Annotated in this window: 13 protein-coding genes; 4 read left to right on the top strand and 9 right to left on the bottom strand. The window is 57.6% G+C overall.

The window, feature by feature from the left end; all coding sequences use genetic code 11:
- The first annotated feature begins 192 nt into the window (after nt 1–192).
- The 3 genes from BXY39_RS15635 to BXY39_RS15625 all read left to right on the top strand — a co-directional run bounded on the left by BXY39_RS15635 (nt 193) and on the right by BXY39_RS15625 (nt 4,336).
- Nucleotides 193–1,188 carry a 2-hydroxyacid dehydrogenase gene (locus BXY39_RS15635; protein ID WP_121939821.1) on the top strand — a complete coding sequence of 332 codons (996 nt, stop codon included), beginning with the start codon at nt 193–195 and terminating at the stop codon, nt 1,186–1,188.
- A 51-nt stretch (nt 1,189–1,239) separates the two neighbouring features.
- Nucleotides 1,240–3,042: a translation elongation factor 4 gene (lepA, locus tag BXY39_RS15630; RefSeq protein WP_121939820.1), complete on the top strand. Its 1,803-nt coding sequence runs from the start codon at nt 1,240–1,242 to the stop codon at nt 3,040–3,042.
- A 382-nt stretch (nt 3,043–3,424) separates the two neighbouring features.
- The gene (locus tag BXY39_RS15625; RefSeq protein WP_121939819.1) at nt 3,425–4,336 is read left to right on the top strand and encodes a hypothetical protein; all 912 of its coding nucleotides are present in this window, start codon (nt 3,425–3,427) and stop codon (nt 4,334–4,336) included.
- Between the two features lie 43 nt (nt 4,337–4,379).
- Here the strand turns inward: BXY39_RS15625 and BXY39_RS15620 are convergent, their stop codons facing one another.
- The 6 genes from BXY39_RS15620 to BXY39_RS15595 form a co-directional block, all read right to left on the bottom strand.
- On the bottom strand, nt 4,380–6,578 hold the full coding sequence (locus BXY39_RS15620) for a TonB-dependent receptor (protein ID WP_121939818.1): 2,199 nt from the start codon (nt 6,576–6,578) through the stop codon (nt 4,380–4,382).
- Nucleotides 6,579–6,634: 56 nt separating this feature from the next.
- Nucleotides 6,635–7,846, bottom strand: coding sequence for a cytochrome P450 (locus BXY39_RS15615; RefSeq protein WP_121939817.1), 1,212 nt, complete (start codon nt 7,844–7,846; stop codon nt 6,635–6,637).
- Between the two features lie 25 nt (nt 7,847–7,871).
- Nucleotides 7,872–8,738 carry a helix-turn-helix transcriptional regulator gene (locus BXY39_RS15610; RefSeq protein ID WP_121939816.1) on the bottom strand — a complete coding sequence of 289 codons (867 nt, stop codon included), beginning with the start codon at nt 8,736–8,738 and terminating at the stop codon, nt 7,872–7,874.
- A gap of 294 nt (nt 8,739–9,032) precedes the next feature.
- The gene (locus tag BXY39_RS15605; RefSeq protein WP_121939815.1) at nt 9,033–11,243 is read right to left on the bottom strand and encodes a TonB-dependent receptor; all 2,211 of its coding nucleotides are present in this window, start codon (nt 11,241–11,243) and stop codon (nt 9,033–9,035) included.
- 56 nt (nt 11,244–11,299) lie between these two features.
- The gene (locus tag BXY39_RS15600) at nt 11,300–12,514 is read right to left on the bottom strand and encodes a cytochrome P450 (RefSeq protein WP_121939814.1); all 1,215 of its coding nucleotides are present in this window, start codon (nt 12,512–12,514) and stop codon (nt 11,300–11,302) included.
- Between the two features lie 41 nt (nt 12,515–12,555).
- Nucleotides 12,556–13,431 carry a helix-turn-helix transcriptional regulator gene (locus BXY39_RS15595; RefSeq protein ID WP_121939813.1) on the bottom strand — a complete coding sequence of 292 codons (876 nt, stop codon included), beginning with the start codon at nt 13,429–13,431 and terminating at the stop codon, nt 12,556–12,558.
- Between the two features lie 546 nt (nt 13,432–13,977).
- On the opposite strand from BXY39_RS15595, the gene BXY39_RS15590 reads away from it, so the two are divergent.
- Nucleotides 13,978–16,047 (top strand): S9 family peptidase, encoded by a 2,070-nt coding sequence (locus tag BXY39_RS15590; RefSeq protein ID WP_121939812.1) that lies wholly within the window; start codon nt 13,978–13,980, stop codon nt 16,045–16,047.
- A gap of 96 nt (nt 16,048–16,143) precedes the next feature.
- Here the strand turns inward: BXY39_RS15590 and BXY39_RS15585 are convergent, their stop codons facing one another.
- The 3 genes from BXY39_RS15585 to BXY39_RS15575 form a co-directional block, all read right to left on the bottom strand.
- Nucleotides 16,144–16,356: a hypothetical protein gene (locus BXY39_RS15585; RefSeq protein ID WP_147453608.1), complete on the bottom strand. Its 213-nt coding sequence runs from the start codon at nt 16,354–16,356 to the stop codon at nt 16,144–16,146.
- An 88-nt stretch (nt 16,357–16,444) separates the two neighbouring features.
- Nucleotides 16,445–18,082: an EAL domain-containing protein gene (locus tag BXY39_RS15580; RefSeq protein WP_121939810.1), complete on the bottom strand. Its 1,638-nt coding sequence runs from the start codon at nt 18,080–18,082 to the stop codon at nt 16,445–16,447.
- 119 nt (nt 18,083–18,201) lie between these two features.
- Nucleotides 18,202–19,977: an amidohydrolase gene (locus BXY39_RS15575; protein ID WP_170163884.1), complete on the bottom strand. Its 1,776-nt coding sequence runs from the start codon at nt 19,975–19,977 to the stop codon at nt 18,202–18,204.
- Nucleotides 19,978–20,027 lie beyond the last annotated feature (50 nt).

Genomic DNA, 20,027 nt, shown 5'->3' with positions numbered 1-20,027 from the left:
CGCCCCGTTTCCCCTGGGGGTTTGTCAGCCGTGTTTGCGCGTTTGCCTGACCTGCGCGCATTTGCTAGACAGGCGTCTGTCCGGTCAGTAAGGAATTGGGACGAGGGCCCGCCCCCATATTTCGGACCCGATACCCACGCCGCATGTCCGGATGCAGAGTTGCGGTGTTATCCGAGAAGGTCAAGATATCAGATGGCTGAAGCCGCCCCTTTATCCAAACGTCCACGTGTGGTGGTTACGCGGAAACTGCCGGATGGCGTGGAAACCCGCATGGCCGAGCTGTTCGATGTGTCGCTGAATCTGTCCGACACCCCCTTCAGTCCGCAGCAATTGAAAGAGGCCGTTGCCGAGGCCGATGTCCTGGTGCCGACCGTGACCGATACCATTGACAGCGATATTGTCGCGGCCGCGGGGCCGAACCTGAAGCTGATCGCCAATTTCGGCGCCGGTGTCGACCATATCGACCTTGCCGCCGCCAATGCGGCGGGCCTGACGGTGACCAATACGCCGGGTGTCCTGACGGAAGACACGGCGGATCTGGCGATGGCGTTGCTGCTGTCGGTACCCCGCCGCTTGTTCGAGGGGGAGAAAATCCTCCGCAGCGGCGACTGGACGGGCTGGACCCCGACGTTTCTCATGGGACACCGTATCGCCGGCAAGCGCTTGGGCATTATCGGGATGGGCCGGATCGGCCGCGCCATTGCCAGGCGTGCCAGAGCGTTCAATCTGTCCATACATTATCATAAACGCACCCGGTTGCGGCCGGAGGTCGAAGCCGGGCTCGAGGCGACCTACTGGGCCGATCTGGATGAAATGCTGGGCCGCATGGACTATGTCTCGGTCAACTGCCCGCTGACCGAGGCGACGCATCATCTTCTGGACAGGCAGCGTCTGACCCGGCTGCCGCCGCATGCCGTGCTGATCAATACGGCGCGGGGCGAGATCATCGATGAGGAAGCATTGGCGGACCTTCTGGAAGTGGGACGGATTGCCGGGGCGGGACTGGATGTGTTCGAGGAGGAACCGCAGATCAATCCAAAACTTCTGGCGCTCGACAATGTGGTGTTGCTGCCCCATATGGGATCGGCCACCGTCGAGGCGCGGGTTGCCATGGGCGAGAAGGTGCTGATCAACATCCGTGCGCTGGTCGACGGGCACAGGCCGCCTGACCGGGTCCTGCCCATTTGACGGACGACCCGGCGCCTGCCCGACAAGACAGTTTTCATGTAAAGAGCATCCATGGCCCAGCAAACCCATATACGCAATTTTTCCATTATCGCGCACATCGACCACGGCAAGTCCACGCTGGCCGACCGGCTGATCCAGTCGACGGGCGCCCTGACCGACCGTGAGATGAAGCAGCAGGTTCTTGACTCCATGGAGCTGGAGCGGGAACGCGGCATTACCATCAAGGCCCAGACCGTGCGCCTGACCTATCAGGCGAGGGACGGCGACACCTATATCCTGAACCTGATGGATACACCGGGACACGTGGATTTCGCCTATGAGGTCAGCCGGTGTCTGGCGGCCTGCGAGGGGTCGTTGCTGGTGGTGGATGCCAGCCAGGGGGTCGAGGCCCAGACGTTGGCCAATGTCTATCAGGCAATCGAGAATGATCATGAGATTGTGCCTGTCCTGAACAAGATCGACCTACCGGCGGCCGAGCCCGCGCGCGCCAAACAGCAGATCGAGGATGTGATCGGTCTGGACGCATCGGATGCGATCGAATGTTCGGCGAAGACGGGGCTGGGCATTGACGATGTGCTGGAGGCCATCGTGACGCGCCTGCCGGCGCCGGGGGGCGACCCGGATGCGCCGCTCAGGGCCATGCTGGTGGACAGTTGGTATGATGCCTATCTCGGCGTTGTGGTGCTGGTGCGGGTTATTGACGGCCAGTTGAAGAAAGGCCAGCACGTCAAGATGCTGGCGGCCCGGTCCGAGCATAGTGTCGACCGGGTCGGTATCTTCACGCCGAAGGGGGTGGCGGTTGAGGCCCTCGGCCCCGGCGAAGTCGGGTTCATCACCGCGTCCATCAAGGAAGTGGCCGACACCCGTGTCGGTGACACCATCACGGATGTGCGCAGGCCCTGCACCGAGGCCCTGCCCGGTTTCAAGCCCAGCCGGTCTGTCGTGTTCTGCGGTTTGTTCCCGGCGGACAGCGCCGATTATGAAAGGCTGCGCGACGCGCTGGCCAAATTGCGCCTGAATGACGCCAGTTTCGAGTATGAGCCGGAAAATTCCGCCGCTCTCGGCTTCGGCTTCCGCTGCGGCTTTCTTGGCATGCTGCATCTGGAAATCGTACAGGAACGCTTGAACAGGGAGTTCGATCTGGAGCTGATCACCACCAGCCCGTCGGTCATATATAAAATTCACATGACCGACGGCTCCCTGGTGGAGCTGCACAATCCGGCGGATATGCCCGACGTGGTCAAGATCGACCATATCGAGGAGCCGTGGATTCTGGCATCGATACTGGTGCCGGACGACCATCTGGGCGCGGTCCTGAAGCTGTGCGAGGATCGGCGCGGCACGCAGATTGACATGACCTATGTGGGCACGCGGGCCATGGTGAAATACCGCCTGCCCCTGAATGAAGTGGTCTATGATTTTTACGACCGCCTGAAATCGGTCAGCCGGGGCTATGCCAGCTTCGATTATGAAATGGCGGGATATGAGGACTCCGATCTGGTCAAAATGTCGATCCTGGTCAATGCCGAGCCGGTCGATGCCCTGTCCATGCTGGTGCACCGGAGCCAGGCGGAAACACGGGGCCGGGCCCTGTGCGAGCGTCTCAAGGACCTGATCCCGCGACAATTGTTCAAAATACCAGTACAGGCGGCGATTGGCGGCAAGGTCATCGCCCGGGAAACGATTTCGGCCATGCGCAAGGATGTGACCGCCAAATGCTACGGCGGTGACGTCACCCGGAAGAAAAAGCTTCTGGAAAAGCAGAAAAAGGGCAAAGCCAAAATGCGCATGTACGGCAAGGTCGAAATTCCGCACACCGCATTTATCGCCGCCCTGAAAATGCGCGAAAATTGAAATCTCCGTTCCGCCAGGTCCGTCAGACGGCTGCCACGATGCGGCACGTATCCCGTATCCGCCGCCGTAATCAATAACGGCAAAGCAATATAATTTCAATTATGCGGTATTTTTAGATAATTTACATATTATTAAGAATGCTCGTTTATGGTGAAGATTGCTGATACAGCGTATCAGCTCCCTTGATCCGACTGTGTCATACGGAACCGCTGGTCGTCCCCCCGGCAGCGGTTCCGTTTTCCTTTGGACTGTTTCCGAGCTGTCGGTGAATCTCTCGAATCTTTTCGATTTTGCTTATTTCCGGCGTGTCCATCCAACTAGAACTTGCCCTGCCGGCCTGCGTGCCGTTTCATGATAGGGTTCCAGCAGTGTATGCGGGTGAATGAAGATTTTTTATGCAGGCATGACGATGCGCCGCTCTCTCCTGTCCGGACTGATGATTTTCTTTTTAGGGGCGGCCGCCATACAGGCTGAGGCCCAGCCTGTCTCGCGCCAGTCCGATCCGCGTGAGGTGGCGCTGGATCTGTATGATGCTGTTCTTCGCGATGCGCCGGCTGAATCCGTTGCCGTAAGACTGGGCGATATCATTCACATTTTCCGGTATCGCTGTGCCCGGGTGACCGACTATCAGCTTTATCTGCAACGTCCCAACCTGATCGACCTGAAGGTCAAGTGCAGCGGCGATCCGCTGTATGGCGTCACGGTTGCCTCCAACGGGTATGTGGCGGTGTATGGCGGCAATGGCATGATCGCCGGCCTCGACCAGCGCGATGCGGTGATCTACAGTTTTGGCGCGGACGGCGCACTGGACCTGGATACCGGTCTGACGGTCAGCGAAGCCGTGGACGATACGGTCGCGCGCCTGACGCTGGGTGATGAATACAGCCTGCTGTATCTGTCATTGATGCTGGTGGCCGTGGTGCTCATGATTGCGGTGGGCCTGTTGATGTGGACACGGGCCTGGCGCCGCAGGGACCAGGGTGTCGAGATCGGCGTCCCCCGTTTTGTCCGAAGCGCGGTCAAGGACCGCCTTATGGCCGGGTCCAACCGTGTGTGGTCCCAGGTCTATCGCCATCCGACGACGGGGATTTACGTGGTGCGCGGCCGCCGTGGCCGCCGGCGTCTTTTCCGGCATTTTACCGGCGCCCTGCTGTACCGGTATCTGGGCTTCAAATTCGGCGAGATTCGGGGGCGTGCCCGACGCAGAGTCGAAGACGCCGTGATGGAAGAAGCCGATCCGTCCGAGGCTATGCCTCAAGGGGGCGTCCCCGGCGCACCCCAACCGGGACTCTGAGACTATACCCCTCCGCCATTGCCGTTTCCGGCTGTTCCGCCGTTCAAAACTGATAGGTCAGGTCGAAGCCATAGGTGCGCGGCGTGCCGTAGGCTTCCAGATCGCCAGCGGCTCTCGGCGCACCGTACAGAACATATTCCGTATCGAAAATATTGCGCGCCCAAAGGGCGGCGACCAGGGAACTGTTGCCGATATTGATATCCGTCAGGGTCAGGCGTGCATTGAACAGGGCGTAAGAATCCAGATCCTGCGTCATATTGCCGGGCACGAAGTGGTATTCGTCCGTGGCGGTCATATCGACATGGGCGATGAGGGTCCCGAACGGCAGCGGCGGGAAAGTATAGTCCACCGTGGCAGACCCCGCATGTTCAGGCGTTTGTGACAGATTGAAGGTTTCCAGCGTACCGCCGGCAAGCGGATTGGGCTGCGGCGGCATATCCCCGTCCAGATAGGTATAGTGCAGTCCGATCACCAGACCGGGCAAAGGCGCCACCGTCAGTTCAATTTCGGCGCCGTCGATCTGCACGGTGTTTGCGGCGTTGATGGTTTCCAGTCCGATTGGGTTCGGGTCCACAAAATCTATTTGTGCATCTTTGATATCGGTGGCGAACAAAGCCACATTCAGGACGGCCCGGTTATCCCAGAAGGATGATTTGAGGCCCACCTCGAAGGTTTCGGCCACCTCATTCCCGAACCCCTCGAAACTGACGGAGCGTACATTCAGACCCCCCACCCGGTAGGCACTGGAAAATTTCGCATAGGTCGACACCGTGTCACTCCAAAGGTAATTCAGTGTTACCAGCGGGTCGAATCTGTCGGTTTCAAGGTTGAAGGACTGCCGGCCGACTTCAATACGGGATGCGTCCCGGTCGTCGTCGGTATATCTGAAGCCCAGCGTCAGTTGCAGACGGTCATCCAGCAACGGGGGGGTCCAGGTGGCCTGTCCGTATACGGCCCGTGATTCCGCCCGGCTCTCAATTTGTCGCAGTGGCGCATCCGCGCCGGTGAACACATCGAAGGTCGTCGGCGGATTGATCGGTGTCAGAGGAACGCCCGTCAAAAACCCAAAACTGTCGAGAGAGAAGGAGTTCTGCGTATCCTGTGCCGCGTCTTCTTCGAAATAATACAGGCCCGCAACCCATTCCAGACGGTCATGGGTGCCGACCAGTTGGATTTCCTGGGAAAACTGCTCCTGTTCGATTTCCTCGGAAATGACAAGACCATTGAAATACAGGACACCGCCATAGTTCGTGCGGACGGATTCATCGGTTTCCCGATAGGATGTCAAGGATCGCACGGTCAGGGATTCAGATGCTGTCCAGGACAGGGTCAGGCCGTGCATTTCATAGTCGGTGACCGTCGGGTCCAGCGGGGCTATCGGGAAGCGGGTGGTGTCCTGACGATCCGGTTCGGGGCCGATGATGCCGATATTGTCGACGGCCAGTTGATAATAGATCTGTGTCGCCTCTATCTCGCCGATCTCATAAAAATAATCGACATTCAGATCCTCGCTGGCTTTCCAGTTCAGGCTGATCCGCCCCCCGTCCTTGTTGAAGGCATAGTAATCTTCTTCCCCCGGTGCGGTATTGTCCACCCAGCCGTCCCGTTCGGAATGAATATAATCAAACTTCAGACTGAAACCGGAAAACTCCGGCAGGTTGAGCGTGGTCACGGTCCGCAGCGCGTCGTAATTGCCATGACTGACTGTCTGCCGCAGGCCCAGCTCACCGCTTGGCTTCTGCGATACGACATTGATGGCGCCTCCGGTGGCGTTGCGGCCGTATAGGGTCCCCTGCGGCCCGCGCAGCACTTCAATCCGTTCCGGGTCCGCCAGCTCCAGGCTCAGACCTTGCGAGCGGCCCAGGTAAAACCCGTCCTGATAAACCGCGACGGACCCGTCACGTGTCACCTGGCTGGGGTCGATGGGGCCATTACCGCGAATGGCGACAACCAGTGTTGACGGTGTCGTTCCGAAAGGCAGGATGTTCAGCGAAGGAATAACACCGGTCTCAAGCCGGTCCAGGCTTGTAATGCCTCGGGCCTCCAGTTGTTCAGCCCCCAGAACCGAGACGGCGATCGGTGTTTCCTGCAAGGATTTTTCACGCTTTTCCACGGTGACGAGGATCTCTTCCACCGTGGCGGACCGTTCCTCCGCCGCTGCCGCACCGGTCAGGGGTGCGGCGGCAAGCAAAGTGACCAGCCCCAGACCGGGCAGGACCCCGGCGGCTATATGTTCAGACATGTTTCTCCCCCGGCCAGCCGTGTCCGGCTTGTTCTTGATGTTGATGAAATTTCGGGTCAGTGAAAGGTAACGGGCAGTTCTTCCACCACATTCATCACCCAGGACGACGCCATCCTGATGTCTGTTTCCGGTGGAACATCGATACCGTTGAAGGTTGCGATCAGGACTTCCAGAATGATCCGCATCTGCTGGCGGGCAAGGGCCGCGCCGATACAGATGTGCGGACCATGCCCAAAGCCCAGATGCTGTTTGATATTGGGCCGTGTCATGTCAAACCGGTCCGGATCGTGGAAGCGGGCGGGGTCGTGATTGGCCGAGGCCAGCAGCAAGAAGACCAGCGCGCCTTCCGGGATGGTCGTGCCGTGCAGCGTGACGGGGTGCCTGGTCCGTTTCAGCAGGGCCCGGACGATGGCCACATGGCGCATCAGTTCCTCGAAAAACGCAGGGATCAGATCCGGGTTCGCTTTCAATCCCTGCATCAGGCCGGGATTTCGCGCCAGATATATGACAGCCTGGCACAGCATCTGTGTCGGCGTGAAAAATCCGGCGGTAATGACCAGTTCCAAAGCGTTTCTAAGCTGTTCGTCGGTCAACGCCCTGCCATCCACCCGGCCGCGTATCAGGTCGGTCGCGATGTCCTCCCGCGGATTTTCCCGGCGGTCGTGGATGATGGCGTCGAAGATTGCGTTCTGGCGGACCATATTGGCCTGCAGGGCTTTCATGTATTCAGGGGGTGGATTTTCCGACAGGTTTTCCTGGTTCAATTGCAGCCAGCGGCCAAGTTCCGCCAGATAGGCATCACTGTCCGCGCCGGTGGTCCTGTCTGAAATGCGGCAAACATAGGGACGGGCACATGTGTTGAGGAAATCCGTCTCGGCGCCGCTCCTGATCCCTGCGATAAGATCGTTCGCGGCATCCTGCATGAAGGGGACAAGCGATTGAACGGTTCTGCCAAGGAAGGCCTTGCTGATCAGGGCGCGATTCTTCGTATGCTCCGGCGGATCCTGAACCGTGATGAACAGGTCTCTTTTCAGATCATCCGGCAGCCAGTCCGGCTGTATCAGGGCCTTCTGGCCCGATGCGGAAAAAAGGTCAGTCCGTTCCATGGCAAATTTGACATCGTCATAGCGGCTTAAGGCCCACATCCCCTCCATATTGAGGGGGCAGACCGGGTGATTTTCACGCATGGCCGCATACAGTGGCAGAGGATTGCCCGCGCCCAGGTCCTCAAGGCCGATATCCGGCCGCACGGTGTCTTCCAGGATCATGCTGCTCTCCTGCCTCCCAGAGTCTTCAGCGAGTCTTCAGCGTGATGACATCTTCAGGACGATGATTTTTGAGACGGTTTTTTTCGCAGTCGATCAGGCCTTCGCGAATAGCCTGATAGATGGCACCGTGCGTGGTGTCGACGCCGAACGCCTTCCGTGCGGCCGCGACCTGCTGGTTCAGGGTGTGGACACTGCGGTCCAGATGGTCGGCGGTTTCCTGAAGGCTCATATCCTCCTGCGCCATGATCGTCAGGATCTGAAGCGGGCGCGGGGTGATGGCGATGGTCGGACTTTCTTCCTCGCTGAGAAAGGAGGAGGCGAATTTTCGCGTGCCCACATAATCAATGGCGTCCGACAGCTGACGAAGGACCGGGTTGGCCTTTTCGACTTTTTGCCGAAAGTCATATGATGCCACGTCCCGGCCGGCCAGGGACAAAACAACATTGCCATTGCCATTAAGGGCCTGGCTGGGCATCAGGTAAAAGTCGTTATATTTAAAATGCTTGAACAGCTGGAATATTTTTTCGTTACAGATGGAAAAGCTTGTTTTCCAGGACATGCTTTTCAGTTCTTTCTCGATAACCGACTGGTAAATCGGCTGTCTGTTATGCCGCGCATATTGCGTGATGATGCAATGTTCATACAGCCCGTCTTCATAATATGCCTGCCGCATCTCGGAGGATGTGGTCAGAAGATACGGGTCGACTTTCCCTTCTGTATGCATGCGGCTGAAGGCGTATTCCTCAAAACCCAGCCCCCTTAAAATACGGCCGATATTTTTTTTGAACTCACCGAAATCCCTGCTGGTGTTCAGGGTTCTGAAGACTTGAAAATCCGATACGCTTGGGCAATAGCCCTGTTGTTCCTCACGTGTGTTGTCTGCCGAACGCATGATGACAAACGTCTCCTTACCGCCCTCCCTTGGGGTGTATAGTATACTACCCTATAATGTATTTTCTTGGATAATGTGAGGTAATTTTATTTTTCATAGCTTATGTTCGAAAAGGGGCTCACTTTTTAGGTCATTTGGCCCGAAGTCGTGCGTTACATCATAGCACTCGGCTTCAGTCTCAGTTCGATATCTCGATAACGCTATCCATCTGGGTTACAGCTTTTGAACGCTATGCAGAAACGGGGAATATGGCGGCCATAGGGCTGGCCGCAGCGTGATTGTGTCACACGACAATCAGAACTGATAGGTCAGGTCGAAACCATAGGTGCGCGGCGTCCCGTAAACTTCCAGGTCGCCGGCTGCTGTGGGTGCGCCTGCCTGCACATACTCTGTATCGAAAATATTGCGCGCCCAAAGGGCGGCGACCAGCGAACTGTTGCCGATATTGATATCCGTCAGGGTCAGACGCGCATTGAACAGGGCGTAAGAATCCAGATCCTGCGTCATGTTGCCGGGCACGAAGTGGTATTCGTCCGTGGCGGTCATATCGACATGGGCGATGAGGGTCCCGAACGGCAGCGGCGGGAAAGTATAGTCCGCTGTAACCGAACCGGCATGCTCCGGTGTTTGCGCCAAGTTGAAATTTTCCGGATTTCCCCCCGCCAACGGATTGGCCAGCGGCGGAACAGTGGCATCCAAATATGTGTAATTCAGTCCGATCACGAGGCCGGGTACAGGTGCCAGTGTCAGATCAATTTCCGCGCCATCGATTTCCACGGTCCTTTCGGCATTGATTGTCTCAATCGCGACCGGGTTGTCTGGATTTGCAAAATCAATTTGGGCGTCTTCGATGTCTGTCGTGAAAACAGCGATATTCAAGAGTGCCTTTTGATCCCAGAACATGGATTTCAGGCCCACCTCGATTGTCTCGGAAATTTCGTTGCCGAAGCCCGAGAAGCTCGCTGAACGTACATTCAGACCGCCCGCGCGGTAGGCCGTGGAGAATTTCGCATACGTCGAGATTGTATCGTTCCAGAAATAGTTCACTGTGACCAAGGGGTCAAAACTGTCGGTGTCTAGTTCAAAAGACTGTTCAATTGTTTCAAGACGTGTCGCATCGCGGCTGTCATCCGTATATCTGAAGCCGACGGTCAGTTGCAGTCGATCGTTCAGTATTGGCGGGGTCCATGTGGCCTGACCATACACAGCCCGTGACTCCGCTCTGCTCTCAATTTGCCGTAAGGGGGCGTCGGCACCGGAGAACACGTCGAAAGTGGTTGGAGGCACAATGGGCGTCAGCGGGGTTCCCGTCAACAAACCCAACAGGTCCAGAGTGAACAAATTCTGGGTGTCCTGGCCTGCGTCTTCTTCGAAATAATACAAGCCCGCGACCCATTCCAGACGGTCATAGGTGCCTAATACTTGAAATTCCTGTGAGAATTGCTCCTGATCATACTCTTCAGAAACAATAACCCCGTTAAATCCGAGCGCGCCGGCGAAATTGTTACGGGTGGATTCAACGGTTTCCCGATATGAAGTCAAGGATCTGACGGTCAGATTGTCGGACGCTGTCCAGGACAGCGTTAAGCCATGCATATCATAGTCTGTAACCGATGGGTCGAGTGGCGTGATGGGAAAGCGGCTTTCCCGTGCCCGGCGCGGTTCGTTTCCGATGACACCGATACGGTCAACAGCCACTTGCCAATATATCTGTGACGCTTCCACCTCGCCCGTTTCGAAAAAATAGTCCAGTGCAATATCTTCACTGGCCTGCCAGTTCAGACTGACCCGCCCGCCGTCCTTGTTGAAGGCAAAAAAGTCCGCTTCATCCGGGGCGGTGTTGTCCACCCAGCCATCCCGTTCGGAATGGATGTAATCGAACTTCAGACTGATACCGGCAAATTCCGGTAGATTGAGGGTCGTCGCGGTGCGCAGCGCATCGAAGTTGCCATAGGTCAAGACCTGCCGCAGTCCCAGTTCACCGGTCGGCTTCTGCGATACGACATTGATGGCGCCCCCTGTGGCATTGCGGCCATACAGGGTGCCCTGCGGCCCGCGCAACACTTCAATCCGTTCCGGGTCCGCCAGTTCCAGGCTCAGGCCCTGCGAGCGTCCCAGGTAAAATCCATCCTGATAAATCGCGACGGACCCATCGCGTGTGACCTGGCTCGGGTCAATGGGACCATTGCCCCGAATGGCAATGATCAGCGTGGATGGGGTCGTGCCGAACGGCAGTATGCTCAGGGATGGTATAACGCTGTTTTCCAAGCCGTTCAGACTTGTAATACCGCGCGTTTCCAATTGTTCGGCATTCAAGACGGAAATAGAAACCGGCGTTTCCTGAAGCGACTTCTCGCGCCTCTCCGATGTGACGGTTATCTCTTCCACCTTGGCGAGACGGTCCTCTGCCGCTATCGCGGAATTAACGGCCGGAGCGGCGAGAAGAACAATCGTCCCCAAACTGGCCAAACTGAATAGAGCCCCGGTGATTATAGTTTCAGTCATGTTTCTCCCCCGTCCAGCCGTATCCGGCTTGTTATTCTGTGTATGGAACCTTTGGATCAGTGAAATGTAATAGGCAGGTCTTCGACAACATTCATCACCCAGGACGGTGCTGTTTTAATATCCTCATCGGATGGAATGCTGATAGCTTCGAAGCGTGCCAGAATGGCTTCCAGAATGATCCGCATCTGTTGGCGGGCAAGGGCCGCGCCGATGCAGATATGAGGTCCCACACCAAATGCCAGATGCTGTTTGAGATTGGTGCGCGTCATATCAAACCGGTCCGGCTCGGGAAACCGTACAGGATCATGGTTTGCAGACGCCAGCGACAGAAACGCCAAACTTCCTTTGGGGATCGTTACGTCGTTCAGTGTAACGTCCTGGGTCGTATGTCGTAATGACGCCCTGACGGCAGCGGCATGCCGCAGGGCTTCCTCAAAGAAAGCCGGAATCTTGCCTGGGTCTGATTTCAGAGCCTGAAAAAGCTCAGGATACCGACCCAGATAGAGTATGGTCTGGCAGAACATTTGCGTTGGAGCGAAAAAGCCTGCTGTAATGACCAGCTCCAGGGCATTTCTAAGCTGTGAATCGGTCAGTGCCTCGCCATTTACCCGCCCTTTGATCAGATCGGTCGTCAGATCGTTTTGCGGATTTTGTCGCCGGTCGTGGATAATGGCGTCAAAAATGGCGTTCTGGCGCGCCATATTGGCCTGTAGGGCCTGCATGTGCTCGGTTGAGGGCGCGCTGCCTGACAGGTTGGCCTGATTCAGCTGTACCCAGCGGCCCAGTTCCTTCAGATACGCATCGCTATCCGCCCCGGTGATACGGTCGGAGACGGAGCAGACATAAGGTCTGGCAAAATCATCAATGAAATTCACTTTTGTGGAAGCTTCAACGGCCATTACCTGTTCCTGTGCGGCGGCCTCCATAAAAGGTATAAGAGCTTGAATGGCCTTTCCGACAAATGCCCGATTGATCAGAGCTCGTTTTTCCGTGTGTTCCGGTGGGTCCTGAACCGCGATGAACATATCCCGTTTCAGATCGTCAGGCAGCCAATCCGGCTGGAGAAGAGCTTTCTGACCGGACGCGGAAAAGAGATCGGCCCGCTCCATGGCAAACTTGACATCGTCATAGCGGCTGATGACCCATATACCCTTATCTTTTAGAGGATATACCGGGTGGTTTTCCCGCATGCGGGCATATAGGGGAAATGGATTGCTGACTCCCAGGTCCTCAAGGCCGATATCCGGCCGCACGCTGTCTTCCAGGATCATGCTGTTCTCCTGTCCCCCGGCACTTCAGGATGGTGACATTTTCAGGACGATGATTTTTGAGACGGTTTTTTTTCGCAGTCGATCAGACCTTCGCGAATGGCCTGATAGATGGCGCCGTGCGTGGTGTCGACGCCGAACGCCTTCCGTGCGGCCGCGACCTGCTGGTTCAGGGTGTGGACACTGCGGCCCAGATGGTCGGCGGTTTCCTGAAGGCTCATATCCTCCTGCGCCATGATCGTCAGGATCTGAAGCGGGCGCGGGGTGATGGCAATGGTTGGACTTTCTTCCTCGCTCAGGAAATGTCTGGCAAACTTCCGGGTGCCGATATAGTCGACCGCTTCTGATAATTGACGGAGGGTGGGTTCGACTTTTTTCACTTTCTTACGGAAATCCAAAACCGACAACCCACAGTGCGCTACGGATAATACGGCATTTCCATTTCCATTAAATGCCTGACTTGGCATGAAATAAAAATCATTATAATTGAATTTCCTCAGAAGAGTAAATATTTCACGATTGCATTCAGTAAAATCTGTCTTGAATGAAATATTTTCAAAATCCTTTTGTATGGTTGATTGGAAAATAGGCTGAGTATTATTTTTAATATATTGATCGATCAAGCTATGCTCATATAGACCGGCATTATAATAAGATTGGCGCATTTCGAGGGATGTCGTAATCAAATGCGGCTCAACATTCCCTTCCGTATGCATGCGCGCGAAAACATATTCGTCAAAACCCAAACGCTCTAAAAAGCGCCCGATATTTTTTTTGAACTCACCGAAATCCCTGCTGGTGTTCAGGGTTCTGAAGACTTGAAAATCCGATACGCTTGGGCAATAGCCCTGTTGCGGTCCACGCGTGGCGTCCGGGCTCCCCTTGCCGCTGGCCATATTGCTGCCGGTCGACTTCATCATCACAAATTCTCAATCCTACTGACGGTCTTGAACGCTCACCTCATGACACAACCATCCACTGCAAAGACTGTTATATTTATCTTATGTTTGCAATCTTTGTTGAGCATGCGGCCTGTCCGAACGACATGCTGCAACACGATAAGGCTGCCAATTGTATCTTAGCGTGATACAGCGTTTGTCGCAAAAACAGCAACATGATATGCGGGAAGATGTCAACCCTGGATAGAAATTGATGATATATTCATCACGGTTTTATCATTCAACACCACTGTTTTCAGCCGGTTGGTATGCACTGCGCGGTGGCGGTATACACCGCCCTGCGTACCTGTAGACGTTTGAAGGGACCGTTTCCGCACCCCCATGCGACCGTCTTTCACGGTCCATCCGGTTTGCCGCGACCGTTCCCGCTGTGAAGCCGGATCTACGCCCCGTCATGATTCGATTGATCCGTCCCGCTGCCGGGTGTGTTTGCCCGCCATATTCGCCCCGCCTGTGATAGGGTGCGGCCGTTGCAATGTTCGGCACACGTTTCGGGAGGAGGAATTTATGAGAAAAATCATTCGGTCCGCCGCGTTTGCGGCGGCTTTTCTTGCAGCGGGCGCAAGCCCGGCGGCGGCCGACGATATGTCGGACGGCCTGTTTGATTATATGGATGTTTTCGATCTGGAGATCGCGACGGCGCCTGACGTTGCTCCCTCCGGTGACTGGCTGGTTTACGAGCGGCGCGGCATGCACATCCTCAAGGATCGCCAGCGGGCCAATCTTTGGCGGATCGATCTGGACGGCGGCGATCACGAACCGCTTTTATCCGGGGATGCCAACTACCGGTCACCACGGTTTTCGCCTGATGGCACGCGTCTGGCCTATCTGTCCGATGTGGAGGGCAAGACCCAGATTTATGTCCGCTGGCTGGACAGCGGCAGAACCGCGCGTCTGACGGATGTGCACAAGACCCCGGGCAATATCGTCTGGTCCCCCGATGGCGACAGCATCGCCTTTACCATGCTGGTCGAGGAAAAACAGACGCCGCTTTTCACACCGCCCGCAGCGCCGAAGGGCGCCCGTTGGGCCGGCCAGCCGCGTCTGGTCGACAGGGTGGCGTACCGGGCCGACGGGGTCGGCTTTCTGCCGCGCGGTCACATCCATGTGTTCGTCGTACCGGCTATCGGCGGGACACCGCGTCAAGTGACGGACGGTGCTTTCAACCATGGCGGCCGGGTGGCCTGGACAAAGGACGGCGGCAGCCTGATCGTATCTTCCAACCGCAATCCGGACTGGGAAAGGGACACCAGGGAACGGGACCTTTACAGGGTGTCCCTGGCTGACGGCACTGTGGCGCGCCTGACCGACCGTGACGGCCCGGATGCCACGCCGGTTGTGTCGCCCGATGGTAAATGGCTTGCCTATACCGGCTTTACCGACAATGGTCTCAGCCACCAGAATGCGGATCTTTACGTGATGGATCTGGCAAGCGGGGACAGCCGCCTGCTCACACAGGGCCTGGACCGCGGTGTGGCGGACCCGCAGTGGGCGGACGATGGGCGGGGCCTTTATTTTGCCTACACCAGCGAAGGCCTGCGGACTGTCGGTTATGTGACGCTCGACGGTGAACGCCGCGTCGTTTCAAGCGCGCTGGGCGGTACGTCGCTGGGGCGTCCCTATGTCTCCGGCGGGTACAGCGCAGCCGGCAAGGGCCGGGTCGTCATAACCCTGTCACGCACGGACCGTCCGGCCGATCTGGCGCTGGTGGATAGGCGGGGCCGTCTCAGCCCGCTGACCGATCTGAACGGGGATGCGCTTGACCACAAGACAATGGCACCGGTCGAACGAATGGAATTGCCGTCCAGCTTTGACGGACGGAAGATCGAGGCGTGGCTGGCCCTGCCGCCGGGGCAGCCTGCCGAGGGTCTGCCGCTGATCCTGGAAATTCACGGGGGGCCGCATTCCGCTTACGGCCCCGCCTTTTCGCCGGAGGTTCAGTTGTACGCTGCCAAGGGCTATGCGGTCCTGTATGTGAACCCGCGCGGCAGCACATCCTACGGTGCCGAGTTTGCCAACCTGATCCATCAGAATTATCCAAGCGAGGATTATAACGACCTGATGGATGCCGTGGATGCCGTCATTGCACGCGGTGTGGCCGATCCGGACCGGCTGTTTGTGACAGGAGGGTCCGGCGGCGGTGTTCTCAGCGCCTGGATTATCGGCAAGACGGATCGTTTCAAAGCCGCTGTTGTCGCCAAGCCCGTGATCAACTGGGCCAGTTTTGCGCTGACGGCCGACGGATATGCCTTTTTCACCAAATACTGGTTCCGCGATATGCCCTGGGAAGACCCGATGCATTACTGGCAGCGTTCCCCGCTGTCGCTGGTGGGAAATGTGTCCACGCCCACCATGTTGCTGACCGGTGCGCGCGACCTGCGCACACCCATGTCGGAGACCGAGCAGTATTACCAGGCCTTGCAGTTGAGGGAGGTCGAGACCGTGATGGTGCAGGTGCCCGAAGCCTTTCACGGGATCGCGGCCCGGCCGAGCAACCTGATCCAGAAGGTGGGTCATGTCCTGGCATGGTTCGACAAATATAATGTGGATGACAGCGCACGTGAGGGTGCGCGCTGAACGCCTTTTGTAACCTGCCTTTAAGGGGCACCCCGTGCCCCTTATCCCATGGCACCGGTTCCTTATGGTCCGGTGCCATGGATCGCCATGGGACCGTCAGCGTCGATAGGGCGGTGTCCAGGTGATGCCGGACAAGTCGGCGATCATATGTGCCGCGACGGCGAATGTCAGAACCAGGCCGATCAGTTGCAGCAGAAATGGCGGTATCAGCGGCAGCCTGCCCGGCCGATAGGCACGCTGGCGCCACCATCCGAAAAGGACCAGGCCGATGCCGGCGGTCAGCAGAAGCAGGGAAGGAACCAGGGACATTTCTGACATCCGAATGATTGATCCGACCGGGTGTCGGCGGCTGATGGTCATGCGAGAGCCCTGACAGGGACGGCATGCGGGGAAGGGATCACCCCTTTTGCGGCGTAAAGGATGGTTTCCCGTAGAAAAAACCCTGGGCGTAGTCAATGCCGAGCGACCGCAGGAAATCCGCCTGAAAGCGGGTTTCCACATGTTGACCGATTGTTTTCACGTTCAGATCCCTGCACAGGCGGATCATGGACATGAGAAAGGTCGGCTTATAGTCGGGTTTCACCATGTCGCGGACATAGGTGCCGTCGATTTTCACATAGTCCACGTTGAACACACGCAGATACTGGTAGCCGGAAGCCCCGGCGCCGAAATCGTCAAGGCAGATGGAATAGCCGAGCTTCTTGATGGTGGCGAGGATGTTTTCCACCGGTTCGAGGTTTTCGATCGCGGTGGTTTCCGTCAGCTCCAGAATAATGTTGTGGGCCATGCTTGAGGCGGTTTTCAGTTCCCCGAGCAGGGAATCCACATAACGGCCGCTGTCCAGTGTCTTGCCCGACATATTGACGGAAACGGTCAACGGTTCGCCAAGGCGTTTCATCTTGCGTACATAGTCGATCGTCTTGTGGACAAGGGCGACGTCGTATTCCTCGATGATGCCGATATTTTCGGCAAAGCGGATCATATCCGCGGGAGTGTCGTCACCAAAGCTGTCCTCAAAACGGCTGAGAACCTCATAATGATGAACATCGCCGCCCTTGATCGTGACCACCGGCTGAAAGGCGATTTTGAAGTTGCCGCTGTCGATAATGGAGCGCATGCCATTGACACGGCGCTGGGTTTCGCCCGCCAGGGCTTCATAGGCGTTTGAGATGCTTTCAAAGTCGCAGTTCTGACTGTCGTGCACGAACTGTTTGAGGACATAGGACAGGGTGCGGATCACCTGGTCTTCGTCAAGGCCGCCGATGTCGGTCTTGACCGTCGCCGTATTGGTCTTCAGGTCGACCTCGTCCGACAGGGTTTCAACGGATGTTTCGAAATGATCGCCGTCCTTTTGGGCGCGGTGGATGAAAGCGAAATGTCTGTCGCTGACCCGACCGGCCACCGTTCCCTCCAGCGACAGGGCTTTCAGGTTGGCTCCGATCTGTCGCAGCAGGCGCCGGGTATAGCGTGGTCCGTGACGGGTGCTTGCCTCCTCCAGTCCGTCGACTTCGGCGACGGTCATGTACAGATGATTGCCGTAGTTCGAGGTGGCCATGGTGTTTTTGGCCATTTCCAGAAAGTCGTCGCGCTTCATCAGGCCGGTTTCGGAGTCGATACTGTCATCTTCCGGCCGTCCGCCGGACAGAGGCGCCGCCCTCATGGCGAGGAATGTGCGGTTTTCCTTATCCTGCATCCGTAAGGCAAAAAGACGCAGCGGCACGGTGCGCCCGCCGCTCATGAAGCGGATGGGCATGGGGCCGATCCGGCCCTTGTGGCCCAGATGCAGCATCAGCGCCTTCAGGATGTCGCGGTCGTCTTCATGGGCCTGATCGAAAATCAATTCCCCGACCATGGACCCGCTGCCGGTTTTTGCCTTTCCGCTGCCAAGCCATTCCACGGCTCCGCTTTCGAAAAGAATCTTCCCGTCAGTATCGATCTCGAAAAAGATTTCGGCCGCCGCGAAAGCGAACGCCACAAAGCGTTCGCGTTCTTTTTTGAGATCGTCAACCAGCCCCGTCGACATTGTTTTACCCATCTACATGTTCACAAAACAGCAACTAACGCTTTCGATCCGGTCGCGTCCAGCGATAATTAAGGTGAAGATTTTATTAAGTTTTTTCTTTCCCATTATGCGGTGCCGTCCGAAAAGGCCCCCTAAAAGCCTGCCGCGCGGTGGACGATACGGCCGTCAACGATGGTCAGTATGGCCCGCGCATCCAGAATGGCATTGTCCGCGACGCTCATCAGATCGCGGTCGAAAACCGTGAAATCGGCAACCTTGCCGACCGTGACGGAGCCCCGGTCGGTTTCGGCGAAAGCGGCGTATGCCGGCCATAATGTCAGCATTTTCAGGGCTGTGTCACGGCTGACGGCTTCACCGGGGCGCCAGTCCGGACCCTGAAACCCTTTCAGGTCACGGCGGGTGACAGCGGCATAAAACTCGATCAGGGGGCTGCCCCGTTCAACCGGCGCATCCGAGCCTGCGGCAACGATAACACCGGCGTCAACCATGCTGGCCCAGGCATAGGCACCGTCAAGCCGGTCATCGCCCAACCTGTCGCCGGCAAAAAACAGGTCGGAAATCGCGTGGGAGGGCTGCATCGAGGCAATCAGACGGCTTGCCGCGAATCTGCCCAGGTCCTCGCGGGCGATGATCTGGGCATGTTCAATCCGCCAACGGGGGTCGGCAATGGCGCGACCGTCTGCCGGTACGTCGGCCAGAGACCGCTCGATCCAGTCCAGCGCCAGACGGTTGCCGCGATCGCCGATGGCATGAATGGCCAACTGGATACCCTCGGTCAGAGCGCGCCGCATGATCGGCTCAGCCGCCTGCCATTGCAGAAGAAGCAGACCGTCCGTGTCGGCATCCGCATAATTGGACAGAAGCGCCGCACCGCGTGAGCCAAGGGCGCCGTCCATATACAGTTTGATGGCCCGTGTCTCCGCGCGCCCGTTTTCGCTGGTGCGATGCCCGGCGGCGAACAGCCTGTCCGCCGAATCCTGTGTGACGGCGTTATAGATGCGGATGTCGATGGCACCGGTATCGGACAGGGTTTCGATCAGTTCCACCTGACGCCAGGGGACCGACATATTGTGCAGTCCGGTCCACCCCTGCTGGCCGTATACACGGGCGCCGGTCGTCAACATGTCGGCCAGGCGTGCATCGTCCGCCGTCGGGATCAACGGTTGCAGAAGCGACATGGCCGTATCGATCAACATGCCGGTAGCCTCGCCCAGGGCGTTGCGTTCGATCCGGCCGCCTTCGGGACTTTCTGTCGCGGCCGTGATCCCGGCGGCCTTGAAGGCCGCCGTATTGGCGACAAGGGCATGCCCGTCCGCGCGGGTCAGGATGACGGGTCTGTCGCTGACGACCGTATCCAGGTCGAACCGGCTGGGGAAACGGTTCTCCGGCCAGTGTGTTTCGATCCATCCGAGCCCCGTGAGAACCGCATCGTCATGTGTCGCGGCCCACTGTTTCAACCGCTCCAGCAGGACGGCCAGCGAGGGCGTGTTTTCAAGGGACAGGGACATTTCCCGTTCGCCGATACCCACCAGATGGGCATGGGCATCGACGAAGCCCGGATAGAGCGCATGGCCCGACAGGGGGATGACCTGCGTGTCCGTGCCGCGCAACGCTTCGGCACCGGCGCGGCTGCCGACATGGACGATACGGCCGGCCCGCACGGCGACCGCTTCGGCTGTCGGATTGTTGTCGTCGGCCGTGTGGATGATGCCGTCCCACAGGATCATGTCCGCCGGCTCCACCAGCGGTTCGGCGCTTTGCCGGCCCTGGCCCGGCAGGCCGGTGTCCTGTCCATGCGCCGCCGGTGCGGCCGCAGACGTAACAGCGAGACCGGCCAGGGTGACGCCCAGCATACAGGCCAGGGCGCCAAGTCGGTTTTTTTGCCTTTCGGCGATATGAAGCGGCATTGTGACCTCTCTTTCGCTGATGTGCGCGCATGCTGGGCCTGCAGGATGGC

Origin of the sequence: Eilatimonas milleporae (assembly GCF_003688555.1) — a bacterium.
Classification (GTDB): domain Bacteria; phylum Pseudomonadota; class Alphaproteobacteria; order Sphingomonadales; family Kordiimonadaceae; genus Eilatimonas; species Eilatimonas milleporae.
Note: the sequence above shows the minus strand (reverse complement) of the source record. Positions and strands in the feature narration are given on the sequence as shown.